The sequence below is a fragment of the Bradyrhizobium sp. SZCCHNR1051 genome (assembly GCF_032489615.1).
GTDB lineage: Bacteria > Pseudomonadota > Alphaproteobacteria > Rhizobiales > Xanthobacteraceae > Bradyrhizobium.
This window is the reverse complement of sequence record NZ_JAUEYJ010000039.1, coordinates 13,601-33,945: the sequence shown is the minus strand read 5'-3', so window position 1 is coordinate 33,945 and position 20,345 is coordinate 13,601. Positions and strand designations below refer to the sequence as shown.

The window sequence follows — 20,345 nt, the reverse complement described above, 5'->3', positions numbered from 1 at the left end:
CTCGCCGCTCTTGAACGGCCGATTCGTCATGCCCCCAAATCTTACCGTGAACACTGAGTTCTTGCCCAGCCTCGTCGGGCAAATCGCCTTCACATTTCCGGCCATCCCGCCTCGATGAAGAGGGACGGTTCGCGGTCGTCACGAGACGTGAGGCGGGGAGGCGGTGGCCGCAGTCTGTCGCAACGCGTGTGAGCGCGCGGACGAACGGCGGGTTGCGGGCGGTCAAGTCGCGTGGTCCTGGCACCCCGATGCTGGTGTCAAGCTCGCGCCGATGCCTTCGGGCATCGCGCGGGTGACGGGGGCAAACAAGCCGGTCCCCGAGGAGAGCGCGAAGCAGCCGAAAAGCCCACCGCGCAGGGAATGCCGGATGATCGGCTGAACCTGTGGTACCTGCCGCCTGCATTTTTTTCGCAGGCGGGCCATGGGTGAGGCCTTCACCCGGCATTCCCTGCGCCCTCTTCGAATGGCAGAGGGCCGAACGACCGGACGAACTCGGGCGGAGAACGCCGCGAGATCGTGGAGGCGCGGGTTGAGTTCATGCGCATGAATCGGCGACATGGTGAGAGCGGACGTTATGGGTCCCGCGCGGTCCTCACCGTCGGCGCCGATGTCAGCCCATGCGGAATCCCTCCGTCGTCGTTCCGGGGCGCGCGCAGCGCGAGCCCGGAATCCATACTCCCGAACAGTAGTTGGTGAAGAATGTCGTGCGTTCAGGCGTCTCGATCCTCGCGCAGAGTCGGGACTATGGACTCCGAGCTCGCGCTGCGCGTGCCGCGGAATGACGGAGGAGAGAGGCGGGTACTCGCTCCTCCTTCCACGTCACGGCTCAAGTTACGGCGCGGTCTGCGCCTCGATCTTGAACTGCGCCAGCGCGCTCGGCGGGTCGATGGCGATGAGCTGGGCTAGCTGCAGGGCCGGGACCTTGGCGCGCGGCGAGAGCTTCAGCGTGAAGGTCTGGTGCGGCCGCTCGACGAAGCGGCTGATGGCATCGACGGCACCGGCGACATCGATGTTGTCGGCCGCGACCTGCGCGCCGATTGCCTTGATGCTGTCGACCAGCGCCTTGCGCGCGGCGTCCCGCGTGATCGAATGACCGCGCGCATAATTGGCGACGAGCACGTCGACCGCGCCGAGATCGCGCAGGGTCAATTCCAGCCCGCTGGCCTCGATCTGCGCCGCGGCCGTCGTCGCCTGCTGCAGGTCGATGGTGAACACGTCGCGCGGCACCTGCGACAGCGACATGCTGGCCGAGGCTGCGATGAGGTTGCTGACCTCGAGCTTGAACGGTTGAAGCGCGAACGCGCCCGAGCTCTCGGTCCAGCCGAGGCCGAGATCGGCGTCGAAAGCGGCGGTGTCGATGCCGGCGACCAGAAGCGGCAGCAAGGCCGGATTGGACGCATCGAGCGGTCCTGCCATCTTGGCGACCAGGTGTGCCTGGGTCGGGATGGGACCGACGAACTGGCCCCAGTCGAGGCTGAAATTGTCGATCTGGACCGGCTTGGTGCTCGCCTTGTAGGACGTCGTCAGCGCCTTCAGCTCGATGCCGCCGATCAGCTTGAACAGCGCCAGGGCTTCGGCCGGACCTGGCTTGGCTCCCGGTACGGCGAATTTGGCGGTGTGGCGCAGCAGGCCGCCCATGTCGAAGCGCTTCACGGCGAAGCGGCCGAGCTTGACCGGTCCGTTCGGGGTCCGGCCGTCGAAGCCCTCGAACGCGACGTCGCCCTTGCCGTCGTCGAGGTCGAACCGCGTCAGCGCGACCTTGACCGGGCCGTCGGGCGTCTCGACCGCGAGGCCTCGGACCTCGACGTTCTTGAACAGGACGCCGTCATAGATGCTGGCCACCTTGTCGATGAGGTCCGGCGTCATGGCGCTCGTTCGCGGCGAGGTCGGCGTCAAGGCGGCGACCAGCGCCGGCAGTTGAATGCGCGACGGCCGCACGCCGAACTGGTCCATCGTGAGGCTGTCGATGTGCATGCGCATGCCGAGATCGGACGTGATCTCGTAGAGGCCTGCCCCGGCGACGCCGCTCAGGCGGACGACACGATCGTCGGTGGCGGACTCGGGCGCGAGCAGAGCGACGATGGCGTTGACGTCGATGTCCTTGGTCACGACGTCGAGCATGCGGCCGCGCACCGTCTCGACCTTGCCGTTCGGCGGTTGCGCCGCGGTGCTGAAGGTGACCTCCTGGATCTTGTAGTTGCCGATGCGGCCGCCCTTGATGTCGTCCACCACCAGCCCGGAATAGCCGAACTCGGTCGGACCGACCGAGGGGCCGCCTTCCATCGTGCCGGTGACCCGCGGCACCGTGGCCGAGGTGGCGCTGATGGTGGCGAGCTGTTGGGCGAGTGCGCGGGAGGTCTCGAGCATGCCGGCGCCGGCCGGGAGCGCGGCGAACCGCGCCGGGCCGGCATAATCCTTCACCAGCAGTTGCGGCAGCTTGTAGCTCAGCCGGAGCGGCGACGGGCCGGGGATCTGGCCGGCCATGGCGATGTCGCTGATCTCGATGCTGGCGGCCGTGACATGCTCGGAATCAGGCTGGCTCAGCCCGGTCGCGGTGATGGTGCCGAGCGTGACGCTGGCCGGCGGCTGCGCGGCCGATTCGAGCTTGACGTCGGCGATGGTCAACTTGCGGCTCCACAGGTCGAAGGCGACCTTGCCATGGGTGGCCGTGGCGCCGCTCTGCCGGATCTGGGCAAAGCTGGCCTCGACCTCGCGCTCGGCGCGGCTCTGGGCGTACCAGGGCACGCCGACGAAGCCGGCGACGGCCAGCGCGGCAGCCGTGAGAATTCCGATCAGGATACGGGTCATTTGATGTGCTCCGCCCAAGGCTTAGGCAGCAAGTGATGATGGTCTCAATGAAATCGATGGAGTAGGGATGTGCTTCTGCGAACTGGGGAATCGCTGGCCCGGGATGCCGGCGAACATGGTTTCGGATGTTGCATGAAAGCCGCCCAACGTGCATCACATGCACTTCCACCGGCCGGAAAAACCGACGTCTGACCGAGACTCAAGAGACCAAAAATCCGGGTCGGAAACGCTGGAGCACGTATGTCGTCGTCCTATTCTGAAGATCTTCGTTCCGCAGCCCTGGCCTATCACCGGCTGCCACGGCCGGGCAAGCTGGAGATCCAGGCTACCAAGCCGCTCGCCAACCAGCGCGACCTGGCGCTGGCCTATTCGCCGGGCGTTGCCGCCGCCTGCACCGAGATCGCCAACAGCCCGGCCGAGGCCGCCACGCTGACCGCGCGCGCCAACCTGGTCGCCGTCGTCTCCAACGGTACCGCCGTGCTCGGCCTCGGCAATATTGGCCCGCTGGCGTCCAAGCCGGTGATGGAGGGCAAGGCGGTCCTGTTCAAGAAATTCGCCGGCATCGACGTGTTCGACATCGAGATCGCGGCCGACACGATCGATCGGGTGGTCGAGACGGTCGCGGCGCTGGAGCCGACCTTCGGCGGCATCAACCTCGAGGACATCAAGGGACCGGAGTGCTTCGAGATCGAGGCGCGGCTCAAGGAGCGCATGAAGATCCCGGTCTTCCATGACGACCAGCACGGCACCGCGATCATCGTCGGCGCCGCGATCAAGAATGCGCTGTCGCTGGCCGGCAAGCAGCTCTCCGAGGTCAAGATCGTGACGTCGGGCGCCGGCGCCGCCGCGATCGCCTGCCTCAATCTGCTGGTCTCGATGGGCGCGCAGCGCAAGAACATCTGGGTCTGCGACATCGACGGTGTCGTCCATGAGGGCCGCAACACGTTGATGGACCCCTGGAAGGCGGTCTATGCGCAGAAGACCGACAAGCGGACCCTGGCCGAGGTGATCGGCGGCGCGGATATCTTCCTCGGGCTGTCCGCCGGCGGCGTGCTGAAGCCGGAGCTGCTCAAGCAGATGGCCGAGAAACCGCTGATCATGGCGCTGGCCAATCCCAACCCGGAGATCATGCCGGAGGAGGCGCGCGCGGCGCGGCCGGACGCGATGATCTGCACCGGGCGCTCGGACTTCCCGAACCAAGTCAACAACGTTCTCTGCTTCCCGTTCATCTTCCGCGGCGCGCTCGACGTCGGCGCCACCGCCATCAACGAGGCGATGAAGCAGGCGGCGGTCGACGCGATCGCGCAGCTTGCCCAGGACCCGCCGTCGGACGCGGTCAGCCGCGGCTTCGACACCGGCGAGACGCAGGGTTTTGGTCCGGGTTCGCTGATCCCCTCGCCATTCGATCCGCGCCTGATCCTGCGCATTGCGCCGGCGGTGGCGAAGGCGGCGATGGAGTCCGGCGTCGCGACGCGGCCGATCACCAATTTCGACGAGTACACCGCGCTGCTGGAACGTTTTGCGTTCCGCTCCGGCCTGGTCATGAAGCCGGTGTTCGCCAAGGCGAAGACGCAGCCGGTCCGCGTGATCTATGCCGAGGGCGAGGACGAGCGTGTGCTGCGCGCCACCCAGGTGGTGCTGGAGGAGAAGCTGGCGCGGCCGATCCTGGTCGGCCGTCCTTCCGTGGTCGAGGCCCGCATCAAGCGCTTCGGCCTGTCGATCAAGGCCGGGCGTGATTTCGACCTGATTAACCCCGAGGACGATCCGCGCTACCGCTCCTATGTGCAGAGCTACATCGAGATCGCGGGACGGCGCGGCGTGACGCCGGATGCGGCGCGCACGGTGGTGCGCACCAACGCCACCGTGATCGCGGCGCTCGCCGTCGTCAGGGGCGAGGCGGATGCGATGATCTGCGGCGTCGAGGGCCGCTACATGAGCCATCTGCGCCACGTCCGTGAGATCATCGGCTTCATGCCGGGGGTCAGCGACTACGCGGCGCTGGCGCTCACCATCACCAGCAAGGGCGCCTATTTCATCGGCGATACCCAGGTCCGGCCGGATCCCACGGCCGAAGAGCTCGCCGAGATGGCGTCGCTCGCGGCCAACCACGTCACGCGATTCAACATCAAGCCGAAGATTGCCTTCGTCTCGCATTCCGATTTCGGTGGCTACGACACCGAGTCCTCGCGCAAGATGCGGCAGGCGACGGCATTGCTGAAGCAGCATCGTCCCGACCTCGAGGCCGACGGCGAGATGCAGGGCGACACCGCGCTGTCGGCGACCGCGCGCAAGGCGATCCTGCCGCATTCGGATCTCGAAGGCTCGGCCAATGTCCTGATCATGCCGAATCTCGACGCCGCCAACGTCGCCTATCAGATGATCAAGGTGCTGGCGGATGCGGTCCCGGTGGGGCCGATCCTGATCGGCCCGGCGCGCCCGGCGCACATCCTGACGCCGTCGGTGACGGCGCGCGGCATTCTCAACATGACGGCGGTGGCCGCGGTCGAGGCTCAGGAACGGGCGGGGAGGGCGCAGCCGACGCTGTTTGCGTGACGTTGTTGGCGTGATCGAAGTGTGGCGGAATTCGTCCGGTTTCGGTCGTATTCCGCCCGCCTTTATTGTTGAAAAGCGTTCGCGACGTCACATATCCGGCCCGGTGGGCCGACGACACATCGTTTGAAGTTGATCCGTGAGGGCGAGAATGCCGGGTTTCATTACATTCGGGCGCGTTCTGTTCGCCGTGATCTTCATCTACACGGGCGCGACCAAGCTGTTCGGCATTCCCGCCACCGCCGATCTCATCGCCGCCAAGGTCACGATTCCCACGATGCTCGCGCCCTATGCGGCGCAGCTCGAGGCCGCCGCCAAGATGCCGATGCCGCAGATCCTGGCGATCGCGGCCGGCGCGTTCGAGGTGATTGCCGGCGTGATGATCGCGCTCAACTTTCTCGGGCGTTTCTTCGCGGCTCTGATGATCGTGTTCGTCGGCGCGACCATCTTCTACTTCCATGACTTCTGGAACCAGGCCCCGCCCGACAACGCCAAGACCCTGATCGACGCGCTGAAGAACCTGTCGATCATCGGCGCGCTGTTCATGATCTTCGGCTACGGCAAGGGCCCGAAAGCGCCGGAGCAGAGCGCGTATGGAGACATCTAGAGGGGAGCCTCAAGCGGTGCGTTTCCAGGCGGTCACGCTGACGTCGTGGGCGGGATCGAGCATCAGCTGATTGGCGGGCGTGTAGCCGTGGGCCGCCAGCACCTGCTGCGGCGAACGGTCAGGACCGACGCCGGGAAAGCACGGCGCGCCGCCGGGCAGGGAGGCGTGGGGCGCGAGCGACAGGAAGAAGGTCTCGTAGCGGTCCATGAACATCTCGAACACGACGGGGCCGCCGATCACCGCCACCGTGCCAGAGCTGACGCCCGCGGCTTCACAGGCGGCTTCGAACGAGGCACCCGCCGGATTCCAAAGGGTGGAGAGCGGCTTTTCCGGATCCGGCGCCAGCCCCGCGACCTTGCCGGTCACGACGATGCGCCGGCGCTTCGGCGAATTCGGCTGGTCCTCATAGGAGTTGCGGCCGTGGACGATCAGATCGGCGCCATCGAGGGCCTGGGAAAAGAATGCGGCGTCGCCGGGAAATTTCAGGGCGGGCGGCATCGCATTGCTCGCGTCGGCCAACATCCCGTCGGCCGACACGATCACGTAACCTTCGAGACGAAGCTTGGTCACTGACGAAAGGAATCCTGTCTCATTCGGACACTGTCGTCACAACGCTCGAGACCGGCCGTTGGCTCACCGTCGGCAGCTTCGCGACCTTGCTGAGCTGCTCGTCATACTGCGGCAGCGACTGCACCGGCGCCTTGGCGCGCATCGCGACCACCTTGTAGCCGCCGGCCTTCAGGCGGCGCAGCAGCTCGGGCAGGGCCTCGGCGGTGTGCTTGTGGAAGTCGTGCATCAGGATGATGCCCTTGCCGAGCTTGTCGAGCTTCTTGAAGGTGACGTCGATCACCGCCTGCGCATTGCGTGCCTTGAAGTCGAACGAGTCGAGATCGCAGGAGAAGATGCCGATGTTGCGGGTGCCGAGATAGGTCACGATCTCCGGCGGATGCTGCAATGCCGGGAAGCGGAAGAACGGCGCCGGCGAATTGCCGCCGAGCGCCCATTTCACGGCGCTGATGCCGAGCTCGATCTCTTCCTTGCGTTGATCCTCGGTCAGCTTCTTGTTGGTCAGCGCCGCGTGCGACCAGGTGTGCGTGCCGACCGTGTGGCCGGCATTGTAAACCTGCTTCAGGATCTCCGGATAATAGGTCGCATGCTTGCCGATGATGAAGAAGATGCCGGTGGTGCACTGGTCGGCAAGCGCCTTGAGCACGCTGGGCGTGTTCTCCGGCCATGGGCCGTCGTCGAACGTCAGGACCACTTCATGATCCTTGAGGAAGTCGAGGTCCTTGAAGTGCTCGAAGCCGAATCCCGGACCGCCTGTCGTGTCGATCTCGACGGTGCGGCCGACGCCGAGCGCCTCGGGGTTCATGCAGGGCGCGCGCGGCGGCTGCGTCTGGGCGGCCACGGCGGGAACAGGGGCCGGTGCGGGAGCAGCAGCAGCCGGGGTCGGCGCCGCCGCCGTGCGCTGCGCCTGCGACCAAGCCGCGCCAGACGTCAACAGCGAAGCCGCCAAAGAACTCGCGAACACCAATCCTGCTGCAATCCGCATCGTGTTTCCTCGGGGTTGTTGCAACGGGAGCGCCAGCGTCGAGAGTCGCTCCGTCATCCGGTTGGGGATACTAGCCCAGCTGCCGGATGGGCGCCAAAAGGAAACGAGGCAAAAACACGGGGGAAGTTGCCGGCTTCCGCCGCATTCCTGCCGAGTGTTGCTCAGCCGTCCGCCAGCAGCCGGGCGACCGCGGTCTTGACCCGCGTATCCGTCGGCTCGACCGAGGAGGCGAAAACGTCGGCGATGTAGCCGTCACGGCCGATCAGATATTTGTGAAAGTTCCAGCGCGGCGTCTCCTTGGGCCGCGCCTCGGCGGCCCAGCGGTAGAATGGGTGGGCGTTGGAACCGGTGACCACCGCTTTTGCGGTCATCGGGAAGGTGACGCCATATTCCTTGTTGGCCAGCTCGGCGATGTCGCCCGCGATGCCGGGCTCCTGGTTGAAGTCGTTGGAGGGGACCGCGATGATCGCCAGCCCGCGCTCATGGAACTCGCTCCACAGCTTCTGCAGGCCGGTGTATTGCGGGGTATAGCCGCACTGGGAGGCCGTGTTGACCACCAGCACCGGCTTGCCCGCGAAATCGGCGAGCCGGATCGGCTCACCGGCCAGTGCGGGGAAGGAGAAGCGATAGGCGGTCATCTTGCTCACCGCATTGTCGGCATGAGCGGCCTGCGACGTGAGCGTCGCGCCCGACAACGAGGCGCCGATGCCGAGAACAACCATCCTGCGATCGATCATTGTGAATCTCCCTGAGCAGAGCCAGCCCCGTCAGCATGAATGTGCCCGCGCTCGACCGGCCGCTGCTTGAACGGCCGCGACGTGGCGCTGGATCAGACTGCGTTCCGGCACGGGATACCCCTGCCGTGGGGCGGAAAGAGGGACGTCGTCGGTCGTCAGCGCAGCGAAAGGATGAACTCCGTGCCCTCGCCGGTTTCGCCCTGGTTGATGCCTTGATCGGAGACGATCAGCGAACTTCCGGTCGACAGGGCTTCGCCGAGCCACGTCATGACGTCGGCGGGAATGGTGATGCGATCGAGCGCCTCGGCTGCGCTGCTCAGCGGAACGACCTGTTTCAGCTCGGCATCGGCGCCCGCGGACCTCTTACCGCGCCGGGCCGCCTTGGCCGCGCCATCGGTCGCCGCGGCGCTCCGCGCCGAGGAGGGCAGCGAGACGACCGACCAGCGCATCGTCGCCGGATCGGCCTTGTCAGCCGTCGCGGTGAACACGTGGGTGCCGAGCGGCTTGTCGCCCGGTGCGATGGTGACGGGGGTGTTGAACACCGGAGCGAAGTTCTGCCGCACGTACAGCTTCGAATCCTTGCGGCTGATGAAGATCGCGATCTGGCTGTTGCGCTTCAATTCGGGCTTGGGCGCAATCGGCTTGTCCGGTGCGGCAACACGCGACTGATCCTTGGCGAGATCGTTGGGGTCGACTGGCTTCGCCGGTGCCTCTGCCGCCACTGGAGGCGGTGACGCAGGCTGGTCCGCGATCGGGGCGTCGGCAGGCTTGGACTCTGCCGACTTGGACTCAGCAGGCTTGAGTTCGGTTGAACCGGTGGCTTCGGCATTCGCCGACGCCTCAGCCGGCTTCTCGATAGCCGGAGCGGCCACCTGCGCAGCAGTCGTGGGCTGACCCGCCGGAGCGACGTCGCTGGGGGCAGACTTGGCCTCGTCCTGCTGCTCGATCCTGGCCGCGGCCGGAGCGCCTGGCTTGGCCTCTGCTTCGGCGGTCGCGTGCTCAATCATGGTCTCGGCGACACTGGGCTTCAGATCGGCAGCATCGCTCCGAACCTCCGCCGCGGGTGAACGCGGTGGTTCGGCGCTTGGCGAAGCGTCCGAGATCTTCGGTGGTAGCCCATTGGCGTTGGTGGCATCGGCGGTCCGCACCTGGCCCGACGCGGTTGGCGATCCTTCGAAGCGGGGGCTCTCGGCATGACCGATCGTGGCGCGCAAATCCGTCGTCGCGACTGTGATCGCGCTGGTGACGGCTGCGCCCTTGTCCGACTTGATCGCTGCGGGCGCAGTCGGATCGGGGTGCTCCGATGCGCTCGGCTGCGGCGCCTTCAGTGCAGCGAGCATCGGATGCGAGAAACTCGCAGGAGCCACCTCGCTCGGCGTGACAAGGACCCGGGATCCCATCCGCGTCCAGCCATAGATGCGGGTTGCAAAGCTTGCCGGCATGCGGATGCAGCCATGCGACGCCGGGTAGCCCGGCAGCACGCCCGCGTGGAGCGCGACGCCGGACCAGGTGATGCGCTGCATGAACGGCATCGGGGCGCCGCTGTAGATGTTGGAGCGATGGTATCTCTGCTTCTGAATGACGCTGAACACGCCCATCGGCGTGGAATGACCCTTCATGCCGGTCGAGACGGGTGCTTCCGCGAACAGGCCGTTTGCGTCGTAGACCTTCAGCTGCTGCTTGTTGATCGACACCGCGATCGTGAGCGGCGCTTGCGGCTTGGCAGCCTCCTTCTCGGTCTTGGTCAGCATCTCAAGGTGGCGCGCCTTGGGCTTGCGCGGAGCGGCCGGGCGTACGGTCGGAGCAATGGTGATGGGCTGCGCGTCGTTCCAGTAGTAATAAGACGCTGCGCCAGCCTGTGAGGTCACTGCTATGGCAAGCGGGACTGAAACGATTGCTGCACAATAGAACCGCCCCCTGGCGGCTGCACGAACGCAGAGCATTCCGGCAAATCCTCAAGAACCATCTGGTCTTTAGTGTCGCAGACGGAGTCTGCGTTCACCAGCTTGGGCTTCTGCCCTGCGTGATTTCGTTCCAATCGTAGCAGAAAAGCCTCACATCCCGTTAAACGGGTAGTGGAAGGTCAGGGGCTGGAGCGCCTTCCTTGCAGGCATTTGTGTCCCTACATGGGCGGTATGCCGAGCATCGGCGGTATAACGGAGACCGACATGTCGTTCAGAGCCACCAAACGGTTTGATCTGTGGCTGAAAACCCTCGTTTGCCTACTGCTTATCGGATTGTCCTCGCCTGTGATCTCAGCATACGCCGCAGACGAGCCGGATCTGATCTTCCGTCGGTCGACCGTGTTCAAACTGCTCAGCCCGAATGACAAGCTCGCGACCTATGGCGTTGATGATCCAGAGGTAGAGGGCGTCGCCTGCCACTTCACGGTGCCGCAGAAGGGCGGCTATGCCGGTTGGCTAGGCCTGGCCGAGGAAGTCTCCGACATCTCGCTCGCATGCCGGCAGATCGGCCCGATCAGGTTCAAACGCAAGCTCGAACAGGCCGACGACATGTTCCGGCAGCGACGGTCGCTGTTCTTCAAGAAGATGCAGATCGTTCGCGGCTGCGACGCCAAGCGCAACGTGCTCGTCTACATGGTTTACTCAGACAGGCTGATCGAGGGATCGCCGAAGAACTCGACCTCCTCCGTTCCGGTCATGCCTTGGGGCAAAGCCGACGACGGCGTGGTCCAGAAGTGCGGCGATTTCATTCAATAAGGGACTAGCCAAGAGAGGATCGGCTGCCGAAAGCCTTCCCGGGCAATTTGTGCTTGGCAGGATCGTGGCAGCCGATCAGCCGCACCAGGCTCTGTGGCGTCGAGCCGGCGTAGCTCTCGGTTCGCTGCTGCGCCATCGGCGCAGCCAGGGAGCTGCGGCGTGATACCTTCGGTTTGGGTGTGTGCGAGCGCTTGTCCATGGTGACCCTGAGGGAGCAACGTCGTCTCCCAACGCGCCGCGCGCTGCTGGGTTGCCGTGGTGAGCTGGGAGGTTCTCCCTGCCGGCCACAGTTAACGTAAGGTCGTTAAGAAGCTCGCCATCGGCAGAATTGACGGCTGCCCCGGAGGGCGCTGGCTCGCCCAAGGCAAGTGAAACATTCTTCTGCTTGGGGTTTTAGATCACTCTCGTTTTGATTGTATTTTGTGTCGTCGGGTCGGTCGCGATGAAACGAAGCGGCGGGGCCATGAAACCATTTTGGGCCTGTGCCGCAGGCCGCTTGAAACGTGAAGCGGATATGAAACCGATGCTGGCGTCAGCGACATGCGAATCGTGTCGTCCGGGCCCGCGTGGATGACATGACGAAAAACAAATACCAGCGGTCCACCATGCGTTTTCGACTGGGTGCTGCGGCGCTTGCCGTGCTGTCGTGCCTCTTCTGGTCCTCCGTCGAGGCGCGGACAACGACCCGATTGTCCGATCTGCGCAGCGAGTTCGTACGGCAATGTGCGCCTCATATGCTTGACCGGTGGGCGCATCCTGAAGCTGTCTGCTCCTGCCTGCATGATCATGCGGCCGCGATGGTGGAGGATGCCGACTTGCGAGAGGCGCTGCTGCGCGGCATCAGTGAGACCGGCGTGCCGACCATCGAGACCGATTGGGTGCCCGCGCCGAAGCAGGCCGAGATCGGTCCTACGTTCACCAAGATCGCGAAGCCTGCCCTGCAGTGCATGTTCGATCCGGCCAACTGATCAGCCGCCGGACCTGACGTCGATCGGCGTCCATCGTCCGGCGGTGCTGGTTGTCAGTCCAGGCCATACTGCGACATCAATGACTGCACCTCCGGCCGGCGCATGATGCGCGAGATCCGCGTGCTGATGGCGTCGTCGTCGCTGTGCCTCGACGATCTCGCACTCGGCTTGGGAGCAGGGCGGGCCGCTGACGCATCGGCACTCGTCGGCTGATGCCGCGCAAGTGCAGTCTTTTCGGCGGATGGCAAGGTCGCCGCTTTCGTCCGCGTCGTCTGCGTGGTCGCCGCGGCCGTCAGACCGGGCTGGGTCGGCGCGGCAGCAGGAGCGACTGCGGGGACGACGGCTGGTGAAGCTGCGGCCGTGGCGGGCGGCGTCGCGGCCGGTGCCACAGGGCGTGTTTCAGTGGTGGCCGCCACGGGGGGAGTTGCGAGCACGGCATTCGACGCCTTGGCTGTTTCGGCAGCGGGCGCGGCGGCCGTGAGTGAGTTGGTACGCGATTGCAGCAAAGCCCCCTCAGGGGCCGGGACGGGTGCGGCCAATGCGGTGAGCGTCGATGCTGGCGCCGAGATCGGCGTCGGCGGCTCGATTACCGGAAGCGGGGCTGCGATCGAAGCACCACCCGAGGCGGCGGACTCGCTGACGATCCTTTCACTGCTGTCCGGCGCCGGCTTCCTGATGTCGCCGGGGACGTTGAGAGCTTGGGTTTGCGCGTGGGCCAGCATCTGACGCGCCGTCATCGGTGTCTCCGCTGAAGCCGACATCGGCAGCAGGACGGCGGTCGCGAGCGCCAGCTGGAGTGTCCGTGCGTGCGATGTGAACTTGATCATGGCTGGCTCCTTGCGGTGTGCGATCTGCATTGGGGTCCGTTCAGGCCGCGGCGCTGGCCGTCGCCCGGTCGTGGGCGACGACGACACGCTGGCCGCGCATCTTGGCGATCACCTCGTCGCGCGGGCCGCATGCCAGCGTCTTGCCGAAGGCCATCACCATGATGCGGTCAACATGCGCCAGAAGCTGCGGACGGTGCGTGACGACGATCACGGTTCGGCCGGCGGCCTTCGCCTGGGCCATGGCCTGCGCCAGCGCCCGCTCGCCGTCCTCGTCGAGGTTCGAGTTCGGCTCGTCGAGGATCAGGAGCCGCGGATCGCCGTACAGCGCGCGGGCCAGGCCGACGCGCTGGCGCATGCCGCCGGACAACGCCACGCCGCCTTCGCCGATCGGCGTGTCGTAGCCGTTGGGCAGGCGCAGGATGACCTCATGCGCGCCGGCGGCCTTGGCGGCAGCGACGACGGCGGCCTCATCCACCTTCGCAAGCCGGGCGATGTTGTCGGCGACGGTACCTGAGAACAGTTCGATGTCCTGGGGCAGGTAGCCGATATGCTTGCCAAGCCGGTTTGGGTCCCACTGGCTGTAGGCGGCACCGTCGATACGGATCACGCCTTCGCGCAGCGGCCAGACCCCGGCCATGGCGCGCGCCATGCTCGACTTGCCGCTGGCGGAGGCGCCGACGATCGCGAGGCTCTCGCCGGCCTTGAGCGAAAAGCTGACGCCCTTGACCGAGGGGCGACCGGCCGCCGGCGGCCACACCACGGCGTTCTCGACGTCGATCTCGCCGCGCGGCGTCGGCAGCGCGGTCGGCGCAGCCGTGACCGGCAGCGCCTGGAACAGCTCCTCCAGCCTGCGATAGGCGGAGCGGAATGCGATGATGCGCTTCCATTGGCCGACGACCTGCTCGACCGGGGCAAGCGCGCGGCCCATGATGATCGACGTCGCCATCATCGCGCCGGGCGAGATCTGCTGCTCGATCGCGAGCCAGGCGCCGATGCACAGCAGCGAGGTCTGCACCGCCATGCGCGCGAACTTGGTGACGGAATGCATCGCCGCGCCACGCTCGACGAGGGTGCTGTGGGCTTCGACCATCGCCGACTGGCGGCAACTCCAGCGGTCCATGACGATGTCGCCCATGCCGAGGCCGCGCACGACCTCGCCGTTTCGCAGCGCCGCCGCGACGAAACGCGAGGCCTCGTTGGCCAGCGCGTTGGTGCGCTCGACGCTGGCGCGCGTGTAGAATTCGGTGAGCAGCGCCAGCGAGAACAGCACGATCGCGCCGAGCAGCGAGAGGATGCCGAGATAGGCATGCTGCAGAAAGCACAGCGCGACGAACACCGGCGTCCACGGCAGATCGCAGGCGATGGCGGCGGTGCCGCTGGAGATGCAGTCGCGGATGGTCTCGGCGTCACGGATGATCTGCTGGCCGAAGCGATGCCGCGGCGACAGCTCCGCCTTCATCATCGTCTCGAACAGCGGATGGCGCAGCGTGCCTTCGAACTGCACGCCGGCCCGGGCCAGAACGCCGGAACGGGCGAATTCGAGGACGCCATACAGCACCAGGAAAACACCGACGATGAGCGTCAGCATGACCAGCGTGCCGAGATTGCGGCTGGTGAGGACGCGGTCGTAGACCTGCATGGAATAGAGGGGCGAGGCGAGCATGCTCGCATTGATGAAGAGGCTGAGCACGAAGGTCGCGGTGAGCGCGGGAAAGCAGGCGCGGAGCGCGGTTCCCAGCGGGCTTCGGGTGGTGCTCGTCATGTCGGATCCCCTTGCGATGGTGCTGGAGAACTTCGCCTGGGGCGCCCGTCGTCGACCGTGATTGACCTCACATAGCTCGAGGCTGATCTGCCAGCGCTTGAGTTGGCCGGTTGCAGCCGCTACCGGATGGATCAGCCGTGCTCAGATTTCGCAGCTTGCCTGAATCACAGTGACCTCATGCCTGCCGTAACGTCCCAGAACATCCGGCTCGTGTCGGGCCTCGTCCTGTTTGCGTTCGCCGCGACGCATTTTCTCAACCATGCGGTGGGTCTGTTCAGCCTCGAGGCGATGGACGCGGTGCAGGAATGGCGGCTGGTCGTCACCCGATCGTGGCCGGGGATGATCGTGCTGGCGGCGGCATTGCTCGCGCATGCCGTGCTTGCTTTCGTCAAGACGGTTCAGCGCGGCACGTGGCGGCTGTCCTCCTGGGAGTTTGTTCAGATCGCCACGGGATTTGCGATCCCGCTATTGTTGCTGCCGCACGTCATCGAGACCCACATCGCTCATGCGCTGTTCGGCGTTCAGGATGGCTACCTCTATGCGCTGGCGTTGATGTGGCCCAAGGCGGCCTGGATTCAGACCGCTCTGCTGCTGCTGGTCTGGATCCACGGCTGCGTCGGCCTGCATCACTGGCTGAAATTCCGGAGCTGGTACCGCCTCGTCCAGCCGCTGCTGTTTGTCCTCGCCGTCGCGCTGCCGATGGCGGCGCTGATGGGTTTCGTGGTGTCCGGGCGCGCCGTCGCCGCGTTGCTCGGCAATCCCGGCATGGCCGAGCAGATGCGCCAGGTCACCCATTGGCCGAGCGAACTCGACGGGAGGTGGATCGCCTTGCTGCAAATTTCGACGCAGATCACAGTCGTCGCGCTGCTCGTTGCAGGCGTGACGATCATCGTGTTCCGCCACGTCGCGTCGCTCGCGGCGCCGAAGATCGTTATTGCGTTCACGGGCGGCGCGACGGTGCGGGCCGCGGTCGGTCCGACGCTGCTGGAGATCATCGGCAGCAACGAGCTCTCGCAGCGGTCCGACTGCGGCGGCCGTGCCCGCTGCGGTCTTTGTCGCGTCCGCGTTGATGAAGGTGCGGAGACGCTGGCACCGCCCGGCCACGCGGAGCGCGTCATGCTCGCCGACTTGGCGGCACCGGCGAATGTGCGGCTGGCCTGCCAGATTCGCCCGGTGGCGCCGCTGACGATCACGCGTCTCCTCGGCGGCGATCAAGCGGAGAGGGCGCCCCTCGTCGACCACCTTCCCGCCGAGCGCTGTGCGGTATGCCTGGTCCACGTCCGCGTCCGTCCGGTTGCGACCATTGCGCGCGACCGGCTGCCCGCCGACCTCGGGTTCATGATGAACGAGATCTTCGGCGCCATTGGCAGGGCGATCGAAGCCCATTCCGGGCGCATCGATCGCTTCCTCGGCAATGGCGTGCTCGCCATCTTCGGCGAGGAGCAGGGAGCAGAACAAGGCTGCCGCGATGCGCTGCAGGCGATCAGCGCCATGGACGTGGTCATGGATCGCGTCAACGAAAAGATCGCTGCGGAGATCGGTCGGCCCGTCGAGTTGACGATTGGTGCTCACCTTGGCGACATCGTCGTCGGGCAACTGACCCTTGGACGCACGTCGCAGGTGGCTGTGCTCGGGCTCGGGACGGAGTGGCCGGCGCGTCTGGCTGAATTGGCGGAGACCAGAGGTTGGCAGCTCGCGATGTCCGGGGGCGTGGCGACTGCAGCCGGCCTTGCTGATCTGGATGGAGCGATACGTGAGAGGCTTGCCGATCCGGAGCAGGGCAGCGAGCTGGACGCCATCGGCGTGCGGCGTGCCCGCGACCTTGCTGTCGTCGCGGGCGCGCCACCGGTGCCGTCGGCCTAGGTGCTCTCGGCTCATTTCTCACGGAACGTCTTGGCGAGCGTGTTGAGCAGCGGCCCGACCAGATATTCGAGCACGGTGCGCTCTCCCGTGGAGATGATGACGTCGGCCTGCATGCCCGGCAGAATCTTCTCGGCGATCTCGGGCGGGATGGTCGAATAGTCGATCACGACCCGCGCCGAGTAGTAGCTCTGCTTGTTCGCCTCGTCCGACATCGCATCCGCCGAGACGCTCGAGACCTTGCCGAAGATCGTCGGTGTCGTGCGCGAGGAGAAATTGGAGAAGCGCACCTCGGCCCTCTGGCCGATGGCGACGCTCTCGATGTCGCGCGGCGAGACGTGCGCCATCACGTCGACGCCTTCGCCGACCGGGACGATCTCGGCGAGCGTATCGCCGGGCTTCACGACGGCGCCCACGGTGTGGACTTTCATGTTCATGACGATGCCGTCGCGCTCGGCGCGGATGTCGACCCGGCGCAGCACGTCCTCGGCGATGACGAGCTTCTCGCGCAGGTCCGACAGCTTGGCACGGGTGCCGTCGAGCTGCTGGCCGACTTCGGTCAGATATTTCTGCAGCGTCTGATCGATCTGCAGGCGCGTCTGCGCCGCCGTCTGCGTCAGCCGCGCCACGTCGGCCTGCGCCTGGCCGAGATCGCCTTCGACGCGGGCGCGCTCGCGTTCCAGTTCGAGGAACTTGTTGCGCGGATAATAGCCTGCGGCGACCGCCGGGCGCACATTGTTCATCTGCGTCTCGAAGCTTGCGAGCTGCGCGGAGAGCGCGGCGCGCTGGCGGTCGCGGCCGGCGAGCTCCTGCTGCTGCTGGGCGATCTGCGAGTTGAGGATGTTGATCTGGCTGATCAGGCCATTGCGGCGCTCGACGAACAGCCGCTGCTGGTCGGCGATGGCAAGCGCCGCCTCCGGCACGTTCTGGCGGTTGAGCAGCGTGTCGGGAAACGTGATCATCCGTGCATTGCCGCGCTCGGCGAGCAGGCGCGCCTCCTCGGCCAGCGCCGCATCCATCTGCTTGCGCAGGAGATCCGTGTTGGCCTGTGCCTCGGTCGGCTGCAGCCGGAACAGCAGGTCGCCGCGATGCACGGCGTGAGTCTCCTTGGCCAGGATGTCCCGGATGATTCCGCCCTCACGGTGCTGGACGACCTTGTGATCGCCGGAGACGGACACGGTGCCCGGTGCGATCGCCGCGCGATCGAGGGGGGCGTAGGCGGCCCATACGCCGAAGCCGCCGAACACCAGCGCCACCGAGAGATAGCCGAGCAGGGCGTAGCGGCTGAAATCGGCCTTGACCGGCTGCGGCCGGTCGGCCGGTTCGAAGAAGCCGTGATCCTGCACCGCTGACATCGACATGCTGCGTCCCCGCTTGTCCACGGGCAGGAGCGTCATCGATGCGCGGCTACGGGACTGTGCGGAAGGTCACGCGCCGGAGGTCGGCGGCGAGAGCCACATCAAACGAGATCAGCTACTTCTTCTTCGGCCCGAAGCGCGGCACGCATTTCGTGGTGCGGACAATACCGGTTTCGGCCATCTTGGAGCCGGAGACCTCCTTCACCTGGCCGGCGGGGCAGGTGCCGTCATCGACCAGCACGCGCTGGCCAAGCCGGAGATCGGTGACGTCCTGCTCGCGCCCGACATATTGCGCCTGCGCGGGTGCGGCAACCAAAAGCAAGAGACCGAGGACGCCGAGAGGGCGCGCTACGACATTCGCGAACGAGGAGATTTGAGAACGCATCACTTTCCTTCGATCTTCAGGCCGTTGGGCCCGATATTGATCTGGACACCCTCCGGCTGCTTCTTGGCCTGATAGAAATTGTAGCCGAGCACGATGATCGCCGCGCTGAGAATGCCGAGGAGGAAATAAAGGATATTGCGGTGATCCGACATGCCAAATTCCAAAGTATGTTGCGGTCATTTTCGTATGCGCGAATGTACGGGCGGCCTTGCGATTCTGAAAGCAGCGGCGAATCCGGTGCAACTCTGCATGAGATTGTGATTTGCTGCAGTCATCGGCAATTGGAACCCCGACAGGCATGATCACCCAGGACATTACGCAGCGCATCGTCGACGCCGTCGATGCCGACTTCGACCGGCAGCTTGCGACCACGAGCGACTTCGTCGCCATCCCCTCGACCCGCGGCGCCGAAGGGCCGTGCCAGGACATGTTCAGCGATCTCCTGCGCGCGCGCGGCTACGAGGTCGACGACTGGCACATCGATCTGGACGATCTCAAGGAGATGCGCGGCTACGGCCCGATCGAGCACGATTTCTCGAGAGCACGCAGCGTGGTCGGAACCTACCGGCCGGCGACGTCGGCCGGGCGGTCGCTGATCCTGCAGGGGCATTGCGACGTGGTGCCGGCCGGTCCGCTCGATATGTGGGAGACGCCGCCGTTCTCGCCGGTGATCCGCGACGGCCGGATGTATGGCCGCGGCGCCTGCGATATGAAGTCCGGCACCATCGGCGCGCTCTATGCGCTCGATGCCATCAAGGCTGCCGGCTTCAAGCCGACGGCGCGCATTCACATCCAATCCGTTATCGAGGAGGAGAGCACCGGCGTCGGCGCGCTGTCGACCCTGCAGCGCGGCTACCGCGCGGATGCCTGCTTCATCCCGGAGCCGACCAGCGGCAAGATGGTGCGCTCTCAGGTGGGCGTGATCTGGTTCCGCCTGAAGGTGCGCGGCTTCCCGGCGCATGTGTTCGAGGCCGGCGTCGGCGCCAATGCGATCCAGGCGAGCTATCATCTGATCCATGCGTTGGAGAAGCTCGAGGCGGAATGGAACGAGCGCGCCAAGAGCGACCGTCATTTCAAGACGCTCAATCATCCGATCAACTTCAATCCGGGCATCATCAAAGGCGGCGACTGGGCCTCGAGCGTGCCGGCCTGGTGCAACGTCGATTGCCGCATCGCCATCCTGCCGGGCTGGTCGGTCAAGGACTGCCAGAACGAGATCCTCGCCTGCGTCGCCGCGGCTTCGCGCGATCATCGCTTTCTCTCCAACAATCCGCCGGTCGTCGAGTGGTCGGGCTTCCTGTCCGAAGGCTACGAGTTGACCAATTCGGCCGAGCCGGAGGCGGCGTTCGGCAAGGCATTCACCGCCGTCTACGGCGGCGAGGTCCAGGATCTCGTCTTCACGGCGCTGACGGATACCCGCTTCTACGGGCTCAACTACAACATCCCCAGCCTCTGCTTCGGCGCGACCGGTGCCGCGATGCACGGCTTCAACGAATATGTCGAGCTCGACTCGTTGCGCCAGGCCACCAAGACCATGGCGCTGTTCATCGCGGAGTGGTGCGGGATCGAGAAGGCCTGAGCGGCGGCACGATCGGACCGAAGCAATGACCTTTCAGGTCATTGCTTCGGGTTCGAAGCCCGGCGCATCCAGATGCGGCGCTCGACTCGCGGAGACGGGGCGTCCGATCAAACGGGAAGGGAAGGCATGACGCCACTCGACAAGATCAATTCGCTGAAGATGCCGTTCGCGGACTTGAAGGGCGTCACCTTCACCGAGGCCAGCGCCGATCGCGTCGTGGCGCAGATGCAGGTGCGGCCGGATCTCTGCACCCTGCATCACACCATCCATGGCGGCGCGGTCATGGCGCTGGCGGATTCGGTCGGCGCGGCCGCGACCGTGATCAACCTGCCGCAGGATGCCAAGGGCACCACGACGATCGAGAGCAAGACCAACTTCATCGGCGGCGCCAAGGAGGGGACTGTGGTGACGGCAACCGCCACGCCCGTGCATCGCGGCCGCCGCACCCAGGTATGGCAGACCCGGGTGGAAACCGAGGACGGGCGTCTGGTCGCGATCGTGACCCAGACTCAGCTCGTGCTGTGATGATTCGTACACAAACGAATCGTTAACTCACGCGATCCTTGCATGGCCGCATGTTCTCTCCGTAGAGCATGGGGCTTGAAATGAATGTTGCGATGCACAATATAGCT

At 65.7% G+C, this 20,345-nt stretch carries 17 protein-coding genes; 7 read left to right on the top strand and 10 right to left on the bottom strand.

Annotation, left to right across the window (positions count from 1 at the left end; all coding sequences use genetic code 11):
* Positions 1 to 831 precede the first annotated feature (831 nt).
* The gene (locus QW868_RS32440) at positions 832 to 2,808 is read right to left on the bottom strand and encodes a hypothetical protein (protein WP_316232464.1); all 1,977 of its coding nucleotides are present in this window, start codon (positions 2,806 to 2,808) and stop codon (positions 832 to 834) included.
* Positions 2,809 to 3,048: 240 nt separating this feature from the next.
* Between QW868_RS32440 and QW868_RS32435 the strand changes: the two genes are divergently transcribed.
* Together QW868_RS32435 and QW868_RS32430 are read left to right on the top strand one after the other, a co-directional pair.
* Positions 3,049 to 5,361 (top strand): NADP-dependent malic enzyme, encoded by a 2,313-nt coding sequence (locus QW868_RS32435; RefSeq protein ID WP_315755711.1) that lies wholly within the window; start codon positions 3,049 to 3,051, stop codon positions 5,359 to 5,361.
* Between the two features lie 148 nt (positions 5,362 to 5,509).
* Entirely contained in the window at positions 5,510 to 5,965 is a 456-nt protein-coding gene (locus QW868_RS32430; protein ID WP_315780500.1) for a DoxX family protein, read from the top strand.
* 9 nt (positions 5,966 to 5,974) lie between these two features.
* On the opposite strand, the gene QW868_RS32425 is transcribed toward QW868_RS32430, so the two are convergent.
* From QW868_RS32425 to QW868_RS32410, 4 genes are all read right to left on the bottom strand, one after another.
* Positions 5,975 to 6,535: a dihydrofolate reductase gene (locus tag QW868_RS32425; RefSeq protein WP_316232463.1), complete on the bottom strand. Its 561-nt coding sequence runs from the start codon at positions 6,533 to 6,535 to the stop codon at positions 5,975 to 5,977.
* A gap of 19 nt (positions 6,536 to 6,554) precedes the next feature.
* Positions 6,555 to 7,517 carry a polysaccharide deacetylase family protein gene (locus tag QW868_RS32420; RefSeq protein WP_315798822.1) on the bottom strand — a complete coding sequence of 321 codons (963 nt, stop codon included), beginning with the start codon at positions 7,515 to 7,517 and terminating at the stop codon, positions 6,555 to 6,557.
* Between the two features lie 161 nt (positions 7,518 to 7,678).
* Entirely contained in the window at positions 7,679 to 8,254 is a 576-nt protein-coding gene (locus QW868_RS32415) for a glutathione peroxidase (protein WP_316232462.1), read from the bottom strand.
* 155 nt (positions 8,255 to 8,409) lie between these two features.
* A complete protein-coding gene (locus tag QW868_RS32410; protein ID WP_316232461.1) occupies positions 8,410 to 10,197 on the bottom strand; it encodes a L,D-transpeptidase in 1,788 nt (595 codons plus the stop codon).
* 225 nt (positions 10,198 to 10,422) lie between these two features.
* Between QW868_RS32410 and QW868_RS32405 the strand changes: the two genes are divergently transcribed.
* Positions 10,423 to 10,974, top strand: a complete 552-nt coding sequence (locus QW868_RS32405) for a CreA family protein (protein WP_315741115.1) — start codon at positions 10,423 to 10,425, stop codon at positions 10,972 to 10,974.
* Positions 10,975 to 11,579: 605 nt separating this feature from the next.
* Positions 11,580 to 11,942: a hypothetical protein gene (locus QW868_RS32400; RefSeq protein ID WP_410051342.1), complete on the top strand. Its 363-nt coding sequence runs from the start codon at positions 11,580 to 11,582 to the stop codon at positions 11,940 to 11,942.
* Between the two features lie 53 nt (positions 11,943 to 11,995).
* Here QW868_RS32400 and QW868_RS32395 read toward each other — a convergent pair whose 3' ends face one another.
* Both QW868_RS32395 and QW868_RS32390 read right to left on the bottom strand, forming a co-directional pair.
* On the bottom strand, positions 11,996 to 12,769 hold the full coding sequence (locus QW868_RS32395; protein WP_316232460.1) for a hypothetical protein: 774 nt from the start codon (positions 12,767 to 12,769) through the stop codon (positions 11,996 to 11,998).
* A 40-nt stretch (positions 12,770 to 12,809) separates the two neighbouring features.
* A complete protein-coding gene (locus QW868_RS32390) occupies positions 12,810 to 14,531 on the bottom strand; it encodes a type I secretion system permease/ATPase (protein WP_315772247.1) in 1,722 nt (573 codons plus the stop codon).
* Between the two features lie 177 nt (positions 14,532 to 14,708).
* On the opposite strand from QW868_RS32390, the gene QW868_RS32385 reads away from it, so the two are divergent.
* Positions 14,709 to 16,394: an adenylate/guanylate cyclase domain-containing protein gene (locus QW868_RS32385; protein WP_316232459.1), complete on the top strand. Its 1,686-nt coding sequence runs from the start codon at positions 14,709 to 14,711 to the stop codon at positions 16,392 to 16,394.
* 11 nt (positions 16,395 to 16,405) lie between these two features.
* On the opposite strand, the gene QW868_RS32380 is transcribed toward QW868_RS32385, so the two are convergent.
* The 3 genes from QW868_RS32380 to QW868_RS32370 all read right to left on the bottom strand — a co-directional run bounded on the left by QW868_RS32380 (position 16,406) and on the right by QW868_RS32370 (position 18,286).
* Positions 16,406 to 17,752 (bottom strand): HlyD family type I secretion periplasmic adaptor subunit, encoded by a 1,347-nt coding sequence (locus QW868_RS32380; RefSeq protein WP_316232458.1) that lies wholly within the window; start codon positions 17,750 to 17,752, stop codon positions 16,406 to 16,408.
* A 112-nt stretch (positions 17,753 to 17,864) separates the two neighbouring features.
* A complete protein-coding gene (locus tag QW868_RS32375; RefSeq protein WP_316232457.1) occupies positions 17,865 to 18,134 on the bottom strand; it encodes a DUF6719 family protein in 270 nt (89 codons plus the stop codon).
* Positions 18,134 to 18,286: a hypothetical protein gene (locus QW868_RS32370; protein WP_315712328.1), complete on the bottom strand. Its 153-nt coding sequence runs from the start codon at positions 18,284 to 18,286 to the stop codon at positions 18,134 to 18,136. Before QW868_RS32370 ends, QW868_RS32375 begins: the two co-directional genes overlap by 1 nt.
* Before the next feature lie 146 nt (positions 18,287 to 18,432).
* Between QW868_RS32370 and QW868_RS32365 the strand changes: the two genes are divergently transcribed.
* Positions 18,433 to 19,713 carry an ArgE/DapE family deacylase gene (locus tag QW868_RS32365; RefSeq protein WP_316232456.1) on the top strand — a complete coding sequence of 427 codons (1,281 nt, stop codon included), beginning with the start codon at positions 18,433 to 18,435 and terminating at the stop codon, positions 19,711 to 19,713.
* 126 nt (positions 19,714 to 19,839) lie between these two features.
* Complete coding sequence (locus QW868_RS32360) at positions 19,840 to 20,238, top strand: PaaI family thioesterase (protein WP_315755696.1); 399 nt, start codon at positions 19,840 to 19,842, stop codon at positions 20,236 to 20,238.
* Positions 20,239 to 20,345 lie beyond the last annotated feature (107 nt).